This is a genomic window from Zobellia roscoffensis (assembly GCF_015330165.1).
GTDB classification, from domain to species: Bacteria; Bacteroidota; Bacteroidia; order Flavobacteriales; family Flavobacteriaceae; genus Zobellia; species Zobellia roscoffensis.
The window spans coordinates 377,078-392,130 of record NZ_JADDXT010000002.1; the positions used below are offsets into that span (position 1 = coordinate 377,078).

The window sequence follows — 15,053 nt, forward strand, 5'->3', positions numbered from 1 at the left end:
GGTGAGTTCTATTTTAAACTAATTCGGCTTCAGTGCTTGTCTCCCCTTTTTTGGGCTCAGATAAGCCCTCTAAAAAACCACGTCTATCTAAAAATTCACGCCCGTTTTCATAGAGTATGCCTACTACAACTTCATTTAACTCTTTCTTTTTCTTGGTAAAATCGAACAAATCTTTTGCTCCGCCATTCACCTTTTGATATTTTTTGGCGGCAACGGGCAACCATTTCATCAGACAGGCTTTTAAGTTTTTAAATTGTCTGCTATCACTACATATATTGGACGGCTCAATAAAAGCATCAAAGTCACTACCTATACAAATAAACTTTTCCGGTGCATCTTGAAACTTGGTCTTTAAACCGATTACCGCCATAATGTGAATGATATTAAAACAAAAGCTTAGCGGATGCACTTCTTTCTTTGACGGTTCTAACCATGACTCTTCCGCTTGTATTTCCTCTACACTGGCATAGTCTATTGATTTAATACTCGTGTATGGGAAGTAATGGATAAAATCTGGCGTGGTTATAAACTCGCACACATCTTCTTGAAGTTTTGATTTTGTGCTGTATCCCAATATATCCACATCTAGCCCCACTCCAATAAGTCCGTTGCTATTGGCAATTTCAATAATATCTTCATCCATTAAATTAATGGTTCCCGGATGAAAACTGAATTCCGTGTTGGCATCAGCACCCCAATATCCTGCTACTTTGGGTTGTGTGTATAGCTTCACGGTCTTTATTCCTTGATCTACGTGATTCGCACATTTTTCAATTTCAAGATTATGCTTCCAATCACTTATGGAATACCCTGTAACACCAACGTGAGAAGCAATCAATGGAATTTTACCAAAACCTTCTTTCTCTCGTAAGGCGTATAAATCTTCCCTGGACTTCAGGCTTAAATGCTTGATGTCTATCAATACGCCTGCATCATCCTTTTTCTTGGTAGGCGCTTCTAATTTATAGGCTGTTCTAACTACTTCTTCCCCCAATTCACTTAATCCATTCCCAAAAGGATAAAAAGACGGATGCCTGAGGTTTTTGGTTCCATAAGCATGTGTGGCCAAATGTTGCTCCGGTATATGCGTTAAATGGGTAAGCGTTAGGTACAGTACATCTAGCCCATAATCCCGGAAAGCTTTGTACAACTTTTTAAGTACCTCCTGTGGTTTTCTATTGTCTTCGGAAATGGCGATAGTTGGGTCAAAAAATGCATCTTTTTCCAATCCCTCAAAACTATCATAATCAAGGGCATTCCCTATTTTTTTCATACAAAGGTTATGTCCACCTTCAATAGCGAACACCAAATTTGGCAAAGCTTTTGACACGGCTTCTCTTGTATTTTTAGAAGGCCTGGCAATAAGATTTAAACTTCCTTTTGTGTGTGGTTCCCTATTTTCTAAATTTCTATTTTTTAGATATAATGCCACCTCTTTCAGAAACAAATTTAGATAAGAAACCTCCCCTTCTTTAATCGCATCAAAATAGGCATCATCCAACGGTTTTTTAAGGTAGCTTTTTAATACATCGGCCAGAAACCCTTTGCTGGAAGCCATCCCAAATTCCATAGCTGTAATAGCGGCTATACCGTACCGTACAGGAGCTTCATTCAGGTAATCAATACAACATTGACTTTCAAGCCTACGAAGTACATTCTCATCTGTATAATCTTTAAAAGCTTTGGTCATAGTTATGGGCATGGTGGCTGCATTCGCTTTTTTTGAATGCGACTCTTTTGGCTTTGGTGCCAAGTGGTTTTTTGCCATGGGATGAAAATGAAGGTCAAAATAATTATCCATAATTTTTGCTTTTAATTGAAACTTTCAAAATATACTTTTAACAATTTTTCCGTTTGATCTTCATCAAATTGGGCATAGCTTTCAAACACCTTGTTTACTGGTCTTCCAGACATGGCAGCTACACTGATCCGTGCTCTTTCGGTCAAGGCATCTTGTAGGGTTGAACTCTCAAACCCAGGTGTCAATTTTCTTCTGGCAGTATTCCATAAAAAATGTACAGTCTCGCGCACCCCTAAATCCCATTCTTTTCGGCTCTCCTTGCCGGCATAAGCATTCTTCAGCCCTTTAATTTCTTCGGGGGTTACTTCTTTATCCAACAAAGCCGTCAGGTCTAAAATACCTGCTCCAAATCGCTTTTGGTCCCATTCTCTATTATCCACCACATCCTGGGCAGATTCTTTTAAATGCTTCCGAAACAACTCAACAATTTGCCACGGTTTTTCTATGAATTTGTTCAGGTTTTTAAGGTTTTTAGCTTTCCATAAAGATGCTGCAGAAGCCACATGTGGCGTAGCATAGCTCGTACCCGAACCAAATACCATTATATCTTCTTGCTTTTTGTTTTTAAAAGGTACATACACATCTTCGCCGGGTGCCGTTATATCTACCGCTGGGCCGTACGATGTATACCGCCAAGGTTCGTTATTTGGATTGGATGCAGCTACGGCAATAGTACCTGGATACACTGCCGGAGCAATTACGGATTCTACCATATTACCTGCCGCACATACCCAAATAACCCCTCGTTCATAGGCCGTTTTGGCAATACTATAAATCATAGGACGCGGATAACTGCCCATGCACATAAAAACAACATCTGCATTGGCATTAATGGCCTGAGAAACGGCATTGAACAAATTGCGCCCTCTACCGATTAAAATCACGGATTTTGAAATCCGATACGGAATTACCTTTACCAATGATTCTTCTTCTGCAACGGCAACCCCTTGGTTTCCGTCATTTTCAATTCTGCCGTTAGCCCTGTTCCCCATAATTATACTTGCGGTACGGGTGCCGTGACCGGGCTGTTTTAAAATGCCCATGCTCATTTCATCCCTAGCATCTTCCCCATCTATAAAATCTTCGTCGTGCAGTAAATTGTACCCACCCAAAACCTTGGAATGGTCCGTATAGCCCGTATCTAATTGTATCAGTCTTATTTTATCGGCATTTGCTTTTAAACTGTCATATGCTTTAACATCCTTCAGATTGTTCGCGTTGGTCGCATTTAGATTCCATTTTCTATATTCGCCACTCTGCCCTTTTGGAATAAACTCCTTTACCAAACTGGCATTTGCCCAGCGGATTTTAAAATCACCTTCACTCTTATCCCAATCTGCTGTGCCGTCATCTAGTGATTCTAAACTTTCATTACCGGACCAGCGCCCATAATGTCCGGGTTTGATATCCGTAGACATTTCCAAATCGGGCGTGCAGGTATCTATTTGTGGCAACCCTTCCAATTCTGCGGCCACTTCCCATGGGGTTTTATCAGACTGCACATGTATGTAATAAAAAAGTCTGTGGGCCTGTTCTGTAGACATCGGGTATAAAGGCTCGCTAAGCACCAGACCGGGAACCAAACTGGCTGCGTTTTGCTTCCAGTCGTTTTGCATTTCTTTGACTCCGGATAATTGTATCTCAAAATAAAGGGTCTGATTGGTTGTACTTTCTGAACGATTCATAGCATACGGTTTTGATGGTGTAGTTCTATTTTCGGTATGAACAGGAGTTGAACTCACATTTGTATCTAAAACACTGACCAAAGACGACTTGTATTTTTGCATTGTTTTGCTGACGGGAATTTTCGCAATCATATTCAGAATACTGCTAATGCGAATGCCTTCGTTCCCCATCCAATCTATCATATTATCCGGGTCTCCGGGTTGTACTACGGATCCGTCTTTTCTCAGCCATTGTCCGTGTCTATTTTTTCTGGGTACGGCACTGTGGTGCAGGGCGACTACTTCTCCGGTTCCTAAACCAAGGACCATACTACCGGACGAACCGGGAAGCGTATCCGATTCATAAATTAGAAAGTCATCTTTAAGCACCAACATGCGGATGTCTTTCATGACTATTTTCTTGTAATCCCCTTTTGGATGCTGCACGATTGCACAGTTCTCCCCATCTATAATTTTACCCAGTTTTTTATCCAATCGGGCAACAGGAAAATTACTGATCGGTGTTCCTTCATTGGACACTTTCTCCACAGCAACAATAGTAAAGTCCAGACCGCTATACGGGTCACCGGCATCTTTTTTATAGTGCGAAGTCATAAAGAATTCCTCTGGTAGCAAATTGAAACTTTCCGATTTATTGGGGTTTCCTTGCTGGTCTAATTCGTAGTTAAATTGAATGGTAGAATTGCTTGCCGTTTCCGCCGTGCCCAACACATGATTATTGGTAAGGATAAGGTTTGGGGCTATCAAAAAACCGGTGCCGTGCCCTGTGTTGCCCAATCTGGAATTGGTAGTAATTCTACCCACGGCCCGAGACAATTCTACGATACGCTGAATAATACGGATATCCTGAAAATTGGCCTCCCCATTAATACGCTCCAACGCCTGAAGTTCCGCTGTTCCCTCACGGGAAATACGATTGGATAGTCGCTCGGTATCGGTTTGTATTTCAGATAGTTCTACCTTTCCTTGGCGAACATGGGTTATATCCGTTTTTATTCTATCAATGTCATTTAAGACACTTGAATAATTAGCATAGGACTCTTCGGCCAACTCCCTTAATTTATCATCCATGATGTACAGCGTTACAAATGGTTATTTTTTAATTCTCAATCAACTCTAAATCCACAGCATAATGGTCCAACTCTGCCTTGTTCAATTCATTGGGTGCTCCCATTGTTATTGCTTCCAGTTCTGCGTAATCCAATTCAAAATCTTGGTATTTGGTAAAAAGTCCGTTTAACATCTCTATGAACTCCGGTTGCGGAAAACAGTCTGTTTTATCGGCTCTTACATGGCAATGCGTCCACACACCAGGTGCGCCCGTTTGTGCTTCTTCACTCATAGCGAACCAAGAACTGGTATATTTAAAATCTCTAATGGGTACATCAAAAATTCTGGCAAGCGTGAGTATCAACCGCTCACATTCCGCAATTTGCTTTGCGGTATATTTCTGAAAATACTGGTGTCCTCTCCAAGGCGTGTTCAACTGACAAACCTCAGATTCTGGCACGGCTATTTTCTTTGAATTTCCTTGAAAATAAAATTCTCCAGAAACGCTTTTTTGAAGCGGACCTAAAGAACAAATCTCAATACCTATTGATTTCTGGTTGAGTTGTTTGTTGTTCTTTAATTTGGTACCCAAATGGTGCGCCCAGTACAACTCACTGAACGCTCGGTACGTGACCCCATCAAATAAATCATCGCCTTCCAAGGACTTTCTACCGATAACAAAAGAGGTGCCTACTCTATTTAAAGTACCCGGTTTATTATCGTTTTCCCACCAACCAATGGTATAATCCGGTCTGTGCAGGCCTGCGGTATGATGTAAATAGATGGTATCCTTCTCCGTGTAATCGTGCATCCACTCATCATCTTCAAGGATATAATCTGTGGTACCCCAGCCAAAATCATAGCCGGTAAGCATTAATTTCTGCCAGGTGTTTTTACCTACAATGCCATCTACACCCAGAAAATTGGCGCGTTGAAACTGTACCACTTTATCATGTGTAAGCGCATCAAAATCCGAAGAAATTTCCAGTGGATACCCTGACCGCCCCAATAGTTTTTTTAAGAATGAAACGGAAGAATCAAAACTGCCTTTACGCAATGTTTTCATACGCCTTGTTTTTGAGATTAGGAATGTGCCATGCCTACGGGTTTACCAATTGGCAACCCCGTCAATAAATTCTTGATACAAATCTGAGGACTTGTTAGGACAACCTCCATAGTTGTGAATTCCCACACCAACACATCTGTTCCTTAAAAGCGGACTCCCACTTTGCCCACCGAACGTATCTGCTTGATATAAAAACCGGCCGTGCTCTTTTACCAAGTTGTCCGACATTTTATATTGAAAAATACCATTGTCACGATCCGCAGGATATCCGCAGATCTCGGCAATATTGGGGTCTTCCATAGCTGGGGTAATGAAATGGTTATGGCATACCGGCCTGTCTAACTTAATGGCGCCCATATCATACCGTGTGGAGGAATCATCTATCCACCCTCTGGTGGCCATAAGCTCTGTTGCCTCATACCTACCGTAAGGTTCGGAAAACCCACATTTACCGGGTATGACAATAATTGATGTTTTCCATCCGCCAGAACTTTTATTGTACACGCAATGCCCAGCGGTATACAAACGGTCTCCCGCTACCAACCACCCAGAACCCACATAATTCAGTCCGTTTTTGGCTTTCATGTACAGTTTGCAAATAGCCATATAGGGCATTTGCAAGGTTGCCAATACTTTTTGGCGCTGGTCAATTCCGCAAACGGATTCGTTAGATAAATCTTCGTCTCGCTCGATCCATGATTGTAGGGTGATTTCTTTCTCATCTATGGGTTGTTTTTCATCATTCAGTTGATGAAAAATGAGTTCTTCTTCTAATTGGGGTGTTACTACTTCTGCCATAACTATAACTATTTTTAATAGGTGTACCGTGGTGCGCTCGTACTCACGAGCCTCGCAAAACATTGTAGTACGGACAGGGGTAGAATGCCAAATAGCCGAATTACAAATTCAGCACTAGGGCTCACACTTTATACAACTGCAATGCGAAAAATTGTCTTTTCTGACGGGGGAAGTTCTTATGTATTAAATCTACTAACCAACTGATGTATATGGAGTTAAAATTGTATAGCTGGTATAGATTTACGTATAACTGACAAAATTATCTTACACGCTTTTACTTCTTCTGAAGCATAACAGGGGTAATTCAGAAGTTGTACCCCAAAATAGCAAGACCCTAATTTTGTAAGAATACGTTTGCGATAATCTTAAAAATAGATGTCCTACATCTGTAAATTCGTACGTTTTGTCGAATAACTGTCAGAATACCAGCAATTGTAAAAGGGACACTTGCTTTTTATATCGCAATTTTGCGATATTTAGAAACTGTAGGAAAAGGATGTTGGGGTTTGAGTGAAAAATAAAAATGATGCTATTGATTGCAACACCAGTTTTCGTTTAGATTTTGACCCTGTTTTTTTTGAGATTACGCTTTTACGTAAGGCTGTACAATTCAAAACGGAGATATTTGTAGTATACCATTTAACCATCCCTATTTTCACGAAACCAGGAACAGGAAAATATTATCTAAAAGACCTATGAACACTAAAAAAGCAACTTATTTAACCCTATATATGATGGTTATACGGCATATGCCTTGTATCCATTAGTTGGGTGTAATTAGAAAAAAATGACAATAGACGAAATTTTAAAATTAGTACAGATAACATTTTATGTTGTCGCAGGAACTTTAGGAATTCTCACTTATTTAAGTGCGAAAAAGGGACTATTGAATACTGTAAATACGGAATACCACAAACGAGCATTTGACAAAATTGAAAATCTATCTCAAGAACTTTTATCCGAGTTTGACCCAAAATCTGAAAACTATTGGGCTAATGGAGATACTTTAAAGGGTTTTCTAAAAGAAACTCACGAAGTATTTGAAAAAAATAAAGAGCAAATATTAAAGAAAAAGGAGTTTCATTCTGGAATAAGAATACCAAAAGTTTTTGATAGACTTCAAGCAATCGTTCAAGGAATAAAATCTGACCCTTTTTTACCAAAAGAAATACGCAATGAAGTAATAAAGCATCTTGAAAATAGAGCGGAAAAAATTTTCGGAATTCACATTGATGAAATTAACAAGCATTTACAAGATTTAGCCAATGGAAAATATGAAGGTAAATATGAACACGTTTCTGCATTAGTACATAACAGAATAAATGATAAATTATATGAGAACAATTGTGGAATTTCTCAAGTTGAAGAACAGGTACACGAAATAAGATTGTTTATTCAGAAATATTTAGAAAATTTTAATCCTTTAAAATAACTACACCCAATAAAGTATAAAATTAATGGCTAGTTTTCGCCTACTTACGAAAATCCTCGCGGATTTTCTATCTGTTGTTTGATTTGCTAAATTAGGTGCTTAAACACGCCACTAATCTTATACATAAACGTTATGTAAAATTTAATCCAAAATTGTGGATAATAAACCAACCGAGAAACTTGGAGAAAGTTACATTAAGTCAAGATTATTAAAATACGATTTTGATACTCATTCTGAACTTTCGTATGATAAAGATGGAACTGATTTAATTATCACTCAAAAAGTTGACTCTACGACTTTAAATTATATCAAAATTCAATCAAAGTCAAGAAAACTTAACAAGTCAACCAATGTAAAAATCCCCAAATCATATGTAAACGAAAACTTCGTACTTTTCATTTATATAGTTGATCAGCAAAAGGAGGAATACCTATTTTGCATTTTCGAAGAGGATTTTAAGATCTTCAGAGAAAATAATAATGATTTTACGCTATATATTTCACATTCAACATTAAGCAAAAAGTTAACTGCATACACTTTTGATGAAACTAAAGCGATTAAATTAAAACTTCTGTTTAAAAAATTTAAAAAGAAAAATTTTACATCTATTATAATAGATGGACTTTTCCTAAAAGAATCAATAATAGAGACTAATAAATTTTACTCTAAATATTGGAATCGTGAATTAGAAAAGCCTAAACTCCACGATATTGTTAGAAATATTATAGTGCAATACAATCGATTTGAGCAAAATCAAAATGAAATTGCCTGTTATTTATATGTTAGTAATTACAACGACCTCATTAATGTTTTGGAGATTGACAACAAACAAAATAACTTCTATATTAATGAAAAGATTTCGGTTAAAATATTCGTAAGCTATTCGAATGATTTAGTTTGCTTTCAAATAATGGATGATATCAACCGATTTAAAAAGTCAAACAACTTGATATTAGTTGCAAATGATATTGCTTATGAAAGATTCTTAACTGATTTAGAAAGTGAAATTGAAGAAGTTATAATTATGAGATTAAAAATAAATGAACGTCCAAATGAAATGTACGTCAATTATAAATGGGCGGACATTAGTTATCCTATTGGATTAAGTATGGGACTAGAGCAAGTTGAACTGTAAAAAACTTTACATAACAATGGCTATAACAAATAGGGCGTTAAGTACTGAATTTAAAGGCTTGGGCATATTTACTAAGTCCGCCAAATCTTTTGGATTTGGCAATAAAAAAAATAAAGATAATTACAAAACAAAAAGCTTTGGCTCGTAGACCAGACGGAAACGAAGAGTTTCCTTGCCTGCACTATTTGTCATAGCCTAGACGTTAGGCACAATATAAACAACACCAAAGAACAATGCCCATATTTGACTTATTTTCTAAACGACAAAAAAGATTAAGAGGAGAAATACCTGAAACATTTACTTATGACCAAATTCCAAATGGATTAAGAGTAAAAATCGTCCACATAATCATAGATATGTTTGGTGAAGACATCTACGGAGATAACGATAAAATTCAAAGTTCTTACGAGTTTATGTAAAAAACACTTTGTAGGGAATATGGACTATTTGAATTAGGAGAACGTGGTTATAATGAAAGAGATGAACACCAAGTCTTAAACTTCTTTCTAAAAACAGAAGAAAATGATAAAGTTCTCGATGTTATAGAATTAACTTTTAAATATGCTGACAAAATAATCAGGACAGATAGAGAATATAATTACTATGCCAAACCAAAATTAAATCCAGATGATGCAATAAGTGAATTAAACTATAGATTTAAAGAAGAGGGAATTGGATATTCTTTTGATGGTGGAGAAATTATTCGAGTTGATTCAACTTATACACATTCAGAAATAACTAAACCGACAATTTCGCTACTTTGGAATAGAAAGTTTCAAGGTGCCAATGAAGAATATTTAAAAGCTCACGAACATTATCGACACGGCAGAAACAAGGAATCCTTAACAGAATGTTTAAAAGCATTGGAAAGTGTTATGAAAACTATTTGTAAAGAGAAAGGATGGGAATTTAATGACAGAGATACAGCTAGAAAATTAATTCAGGTTTGTTTTCAAAACGAACTTGTTCCGACTTTTACACAGAATCAATTCACTTCATTGCAAAACTTACTTGAAAGTGGAATTCCAACTATTAGAAATAAATTAGGAGGACACGGACAAGGTCAAACGCCACAAATAGTGGATGATGAAATGACTAGATACGGATTGAATTTGACTGGAACGAATATAATTTTCCTGATAAAACAAAGTGGAATTGAATAAATACTGTGCCTAACACCGTATCAAAATAAATGCGGTTTAGTGCTTAATCAAAGGTCGTTGCGTGTTTGTTACATCTGATTTTCCTTCGGAAAATCCTCGCATACAAACCCGCAACTATTCTTATACATAAACGTTGGCAGTAATTAAACGAAGATGAGTGAAAAAAAAATAAATTTCTCGGAACTGGCTAAAAAACGATTAAGAGACTTCAATAAAGCTGAAGTTCAAGGTTGGGTAATAGAACGTTTCATTAGAATAGAGGAACGAATAAATAATATTATACTTGATTTTTTCAAGCCTGATAATAAAGAATTATTTACTTCAGTCGTTCTAAACAGTTCTGTATTAACAATCGGAGCCAAAATCAAAATACTCGCAAACATCGGAGTTGATAACTCAACGATTAATAAAATCAGGAAATTAGCTTCTATACGGAACGGGTTTGCACACACACTTATTACTCATCAAATAAGCATAAAACCTCCTTCAAAATCTGAACCTGCAAAAAAAGTTGAAACGGAAGTAACAAGTATTGTTAATGTTATGAATTCTTCTGGTAAAATTATAACAAAAAATGCGCACGAATATTTATCAGAATACCTCGAATTACTTCAAGAAGTAGAAAAAGAAATTTGATAAAAAACAACTTCATTAGACAGTAATTAGATGGAACATATCAAAGCATTTGAATTTGGAGACCAGCTTTATGCAGATGAACTTCCTGATTGGGAATCTGATTGTCCATTCGGACATCTTCATTTGAAGTATGGATTTATACTAACCAAATTGAATATTCTGAACGAAACTATTGATGAGATTTTGACACTAGATTCGAAAATTAGGAATTTAAAGAAGCAAAGAGAATTTGTTTCTTCAGAACAATCTAATAGGCCTGTAATAATCAAAATGCGATTTTGTACTGAACTTAAAATTGCAACTGATGACCTTATTGCTCTGAACTCTCTGCTTTATGAAAGAAAAATTTATGGAGAATGGCCAGATGAAATTAAATTAGATTCTATAGGTGCAGTTTTGAGTAATAATTTCACAAATGGTTTTGAGGAATTTAAGGATTATCAAGTATTACTTGAACATTTGAACGGAATTGGAAATGCAATAAAACATTCATTCATAAATACGGAATCTCTTTGGTATAGAACCTATGAACCGAATTCGAAGATAATTGGATTTTACAATCATTTTAACAAAATCAAAAAACAAAAAATTCAAGCATTCGAGGTTGAATTAGAACAATTTGCATCTGATTATAATGACTTTTTGCAAAAAATGAAATTAGTTTTAAAAAATAACTACTACCAACAACGTGGATAATTCATTGCTAGTTATAGCTTACTTACGAAAGTCCTCGCGGACTTTCTATCTGTGATTTGTTTGCTAACTTTAATGCTTAAACACGCAACGAAACCATACACAAACACGTTGCGCGTCAACGATGACTTAACTTAAAGCAAGAAAATGAAAATGAGAAATTTTATACTAATCTCTTTTCTGTCTTTAACTTTTATTCATACTTATGGACAAACGGAGCGAGACAGTTTAAGCACAATACAAAAGACAGAAAAACTAGTTGAAAAACAAACTAAAATTCAACAATTAAAAGTTCCTATTTACAAATTATTTCCAACTGACAACTATTGGACTTTTATTAAATTGGACACACGAAATGGAAAAATGTGGCAAGTACACTTTAGTATATCCAAAGAAGGCTACAAAGGCGAACTAATCTTAAATTCAAGTTCTCTTGTATGGACAGATGAAGAAATAAACGGCAGATTTACACTTTACCCTACTGAAAATATTTACAACTATATATTACTTGACCAAATAAATGGTAAAACATATCAAGTACAATGGAATAATGAAAAAGAAAAAAGATTTGTCAGTCCTATTTATTAATTCAGTTTAAGATAATCAAACTCTGCTAGCGCGAGCGTCCCGCTCGTGCCAAACCTGCTGAACGAACTTAAATTGTAGACTTACCCTTCTTAGGACATCGCTAACTTCATAAAACACCCCTCCAAAAACCAAAAGATAAAACCCTAATTTTTGCTAATTCAAATTTTTAGTGTCTATTTACAGCTGTGACCTTTAAAAACATATAAAATGTGCTTTTAGGGGTCCAAACTCAACAAAAACACTAAAAAATGCACAAAAAAACACTAAAACACGTCTTAAAACCTATTGTAACGGTAGCCTTGACCCTAGCACTCACCAGTTGCTTGGACAACGCCAAAAAGACGGAACAGACCACCACCTCAGAAGAAGAAACCGCAGAAGCCACCACTTACCCAAGTGATGTCATCCCTTTTATGGACGAATGGAAAATCCTTTTAGGCGATGGCACCAAATCCGATGAGCTGGTAGACTATGAAAAGAAAGATTTTTTCTATGTAGAAAATGATGGCACTACCAATTGGGTGGTGTATAAAACACCAAATTCCGGGGTAACCTCAAGAACCTCTAGCAATACCCGAACGGAACTGGGCCAAAAGGAACATTGGATTCCGGAAACGGGCGGCAAACTAACGGGCACGCTAAAAGTGCAGCATGTCTCCACTTCCGGTGATGCACGGGTTGCGGCATCATATTCGGTAGTTGTAGGGCAAATTCACAGTGATGAAGGCCACGAAAACGAACCGATAAAAATCTTTTATAAAAAATTTCCCGGCCACACCAAAGGTTCCGTTTTCTGGAACTATGAAATTAATACGGCAGGCGACAACTCTAAACGATGGGATTATTCTTCTGCGATCTGGGGCCATGATATGTCCGTTGTTGGACCAAGTGCCACCGAATACCCTGAAGAACCCAAAGACGGCATTGCGCTGGGCGAAGAGTTCAGTTATGAAATAAATGTCTACAAAGGCATCATGTACCTTACTTTTGAAAGTGATGGCCATGAGACGGTAAAATTCACGAAGAACCTATTAAAATCCGACTTTGTAAAATCATCTGATATTCCGCAACAAATACGAACCTTGTACGCAGCTATAGGCCGTGATGGTACGGAGCGCGAAAATGCCTACGCGGGAGAAATCAATTATTTTAAACAAGGGGCGTACAACCAGACGAACGGTAAAAACCCGGAGGATAATATCGTTTGGTATACGGGTTCTGAAACCTACGGCGGTGATATAGAAAAGCAATACGCCAACGGTTGCTATGCAGAAGTATGGTTTAAAAATGCAACGGTAGGTGCGGGTACGCCTCCTGAGACGGAGTAGTTCTGAATTAGAAAAATTACCGATCAGAGAAACCATAATTTAAAATTGTACCCCTTACCCATGAGACTATTATTGACCCTGCTCTTATTTGGCATTACCGGTGGTTACGCTCAGCAGAATTCCGAGGTTTATTTTACTACCGGTTTCAAAATTGGGGAAGTCACCGATTCTTCGGCGGTTCTACTTACTCGGCTTTGTAAATCGCCAGAGCCGGTAGCGGTATACCATGAGCAACAAGATAAGGTATTCCATCCGCCCAAAGATTTTGATGATAGCATGCCCATATCCAAAATGGAAGGGGCAGTAGCAGGTTCTGCGGGTCAGGTGCAAATCCGTTTAATTTCAAAGGACACCACGATCACTACGGATTGGGAAGATGTATCCGCCTATAAGGATTTCACTTTTAAGCGAAGTTTTAATGGGCTGGATCCCCATACCCAATACACGGTACAAATTAAAGGACGAAAGCATAAAGAGGCTCCCGTGGCTACTATTCAGGGAAAGTTCACAACGGCTCCTTTGGCAAATGAGGCCGTACCGCTATTATTTACAGCTTCTACTTGTCAGTATTATTGGTCGCATGATGACCCAAAGCGTGGTTTTAAGATTTACGATAGTATGCTGAGGCTGAATCCGTTGTTTCATTGCCAAACCGGAGATTACGTGTATTATGACAAACCCGGGCCTATGGCAACCACCGTGGAACTGGCAAGGCATAAGTGGCATGCCATGAACTCATGGCCCTCGTTAGCCGATTTTTATAGGAACACGCCCGCTTACCTTCAAAAGGACGATCATGACCTATTGAAAGATGATGCCAACCCGTATTCCACCTCTTTTGGGGATTTAAGTTATGAAGACGGACTGGCCATCTGGCGCGAGCAAGTACCGATTATTGACCAGCCCTACCGAACTTTTAGATGGGGCAAAGACCTACAGATCTGGAATGTTGAAGTACGGGAATTCAGAAGCGATAACAAATCTCCCGATGGAAAAGAAAAAACCATTTGGGGCGAGGAGCAAATTGCGTGGTTCAAACAAACTTTAGAAGCTTCGGATGCGACTTTTAAAATTCTGGTCTCCCCTACTCCCGTAGTAGGTCCGGACCGCTCCAAAGGTAAATTTGATAATCACTCCAATGAATCCTTCGCCACAGAAGGAAAATGGTTGCGCGCTTACCTGGCGAAGCAAAATGTATTTGTAATCAATGGCGATAGGCATTGGCAGTACGTTTCCGTAGACCCAAAAACTGGACTACGGGAATTTAGCCAAGGTCCCGTAAGCTCCTACCATGCGCAAGGTTGGGACCCAAAAGACAAACGTCCCGAGCACAAATTTCTACGTGTAGATGGCGGATTTTTAGCCGTGAAAGTATACCGAGAAAAAACAGAGGCCGTCATAGAATTCATTCATTATGATGTGGAGGGCAACGTAGTGAACACGGAAGTGATCAAAGAGAAGGTCTAAACCTTCCTTCCCATTAAATTTTGATGATTACATTGTACTAAACGCATCCCAAGGGGTGCGTTTAATCTTTTACTCGATAATCGAGATTACATGCTCCGAGGTAGTTGACCACACCCAATTTTTGCAGTAAAAGGAACTTCAACTTCAGTTTTTCAAGATGTATCTCAAGAAATGAAATCGATTTAGCAACACAAAACCAAGCAGTTATATT

General features: G+C 37.9%; 12 protein-coding genes and 1 pseudogene. 9 read left to right on the forward strand and 4 right to left on the reverse strand.

Features of this window, described 5'->3' with window-relative positions; genetic code table 11:
• Nucleotides 1–13: 13 nt before the first annotated feature.
• From IWC72_RS01620 to IWC72_RS01635, 4 genes are read right to left on the reverse strand one after another with little or no spacing between them, the layout of a single operon-like run.
• On the reverse strand, nucleotides 14–1,801 hold the full coding sequence (locus IWC72_RS01620; protein ID WP_194528611.1) for an amidohydrolase family protein: 1,788 nt from the start codon (nucleotides 1,799–1,801) through the stop codon (nucleotides 14–16).
• An 11-nt stretch (nucleotides 1,802–1,812) separates the two neighbouring features.
• Nucleotides 1,813–4,557, reverse strand: coding sequence for a S8 family serine peptidase (locus IWC72_RS01625; protein WP_194528612.1), 2,745 nt, complete (start codon nucleotides 4,555–4,557; stop codon nucleotides 1,813–1,815).
• A gap of 28 nt (nucleotides 4,558–4,585) precedes the next feature.
• A complete protein-coding gene (locus IWC72_RS01630) occupies nucleotides 4,586–5,602 on the reverse strand; it encodes a peptidoglycan recognition protein family protein (protein ID WP_194524519.1) in 1,017 nt (338 codons plus the stop codon).
• A 42-nt stretch (nucleotides 5,603–5,644) separates the two neighbouring features.
• Nucleotides 5,645–6,400: a trypsin-like serine peptidase gene (locus IWC72_RS01635; protein WP_194528613.1), complete on the reverse strand. Its 756-nt coding sequence runs from the start codon at nucleotides 6,398–6,400 to the stop codon at nucleotides 5,645–5,647.
• A gap of 787 nt (nucleotides 6,401–7,187) precedes the next feature.
• Here IWC72_RS01635 and IWC72_RS01640 point away from each other — a divergent pair.
• The 9 genes and pseudogenes from IWC72_RS01640 to IWC72_RS01675 all read left to right on the forward strand — a co-directional run bounded on the left by IWC72_RS01640 (nucleotide 7,188) and on the right by IWC72_RS01675 (nucleotide 14,842).
• Nucleotides 7,188–7,832 (forward strand): hypothetical protein, encoded by a 645-nt coding sequence (locus tag IWC72_RS01640; protein WP_194528614.1) that lies wholly within the window; start codon nucleotides 7,188–7,190, stop codon nucleotides 7,830–7,832.
• 154 nt (nucleotides 7,833–7,986) lie between these two features.
• Nucleotides 7,987–8,967 (forward strand): hypothetical protein, encoded by a 981-nt coding sequence (locus tag IWC72_RS01645; protein ID WP_194528615.1) that lies wholly within the window; start codon nucleotides 7,987–7,989, stop codon nucleotides 8,965–8,967.
• 233 nt (nucleotides 8,968–9,200) lie between these two features.
• Nucleotides 9,201–9,386: a hypothetical protein gene (locus IWC72_RS20220; protein ID WP_226979461.1), complete on the forward strand. Its 186-nt coding sequence runs from the start codon at nucleotides 9,201–9,203 to the stop codon at nucleotides 9,384–9,386.
• 12 nt (nucleotides 9,387–9,398) lie between these two features.
• Nucleotides 9,399–10,130: pseudogene (locus IWC72_RS20440) on the forward strand (STM4504/CBY_0614 family protein); the annotation flags it as partial.
• 153 nt (nucleotides 10,131–10,283) lie between these two features.
• A complete protein-coding gene (locus tag IWC72_RS01655; RefSeq protein WP_194528616.1) occupies nucleotides 10,284–10,766 on the forward strand; it encodes a hypothetical protein in 483 nt (160 codons plus the stop codon).
• Nucleotides 10,767–10,796: 30 nt separating this feature from the next.
• Nucleotides 10,797–11,462, forward strand: a complete 666-nt coding sequence (locus tag IWC72_RS01660; protein ID WP_194528617.1) for a hypothetical protein — start codon at nucleotides 10,797–10,799, stop codon at nucleotides 11,460–11,462.
• Nucleotides 11,463–11,606: 144 nt separating this feature from the next.
• On the forward strand, nucleotides 11,607–12,047 hold the full coding sequence (locus tag IWC72_RS01665) for a hypothetical protein (RefSeq protein ID WP_194528618.1): 441 nt from the start codon (nucleotides 11,607–11,609) through the stop codon (nucleotides 12,045–12,047).
• Nucleotides 12,048–12,295: 248 nt separating this feature from the next.
• Nucleotides 12,296–13,375, forward strand: coding sequence for a polysaccharide lyase family 7 protein (locus IWC72_RS01670; protein WP_194528619.1), 1,080 nt, complete (start codon nucleotides 12,296–12,298; stop codon nucleotides 13,373–13,375).
• 60 nt (nucleotides 13,376–13,435) lie between these two features.
• Nucleotides 13,436–14,842, forward strand: a complete 1,407-nt coding sequence (locus IWC72_RS01675; RefSeq protein WP_194528620.1) for an alkaline phosphatase D family protein — start codon at nucleotides 13,436–13,438, stop codon at nucleotides 14,840–14,842.
• The last annotated feature ends 211 nt before the right edge of the window (nucleotides 14,843–15,053 follow it).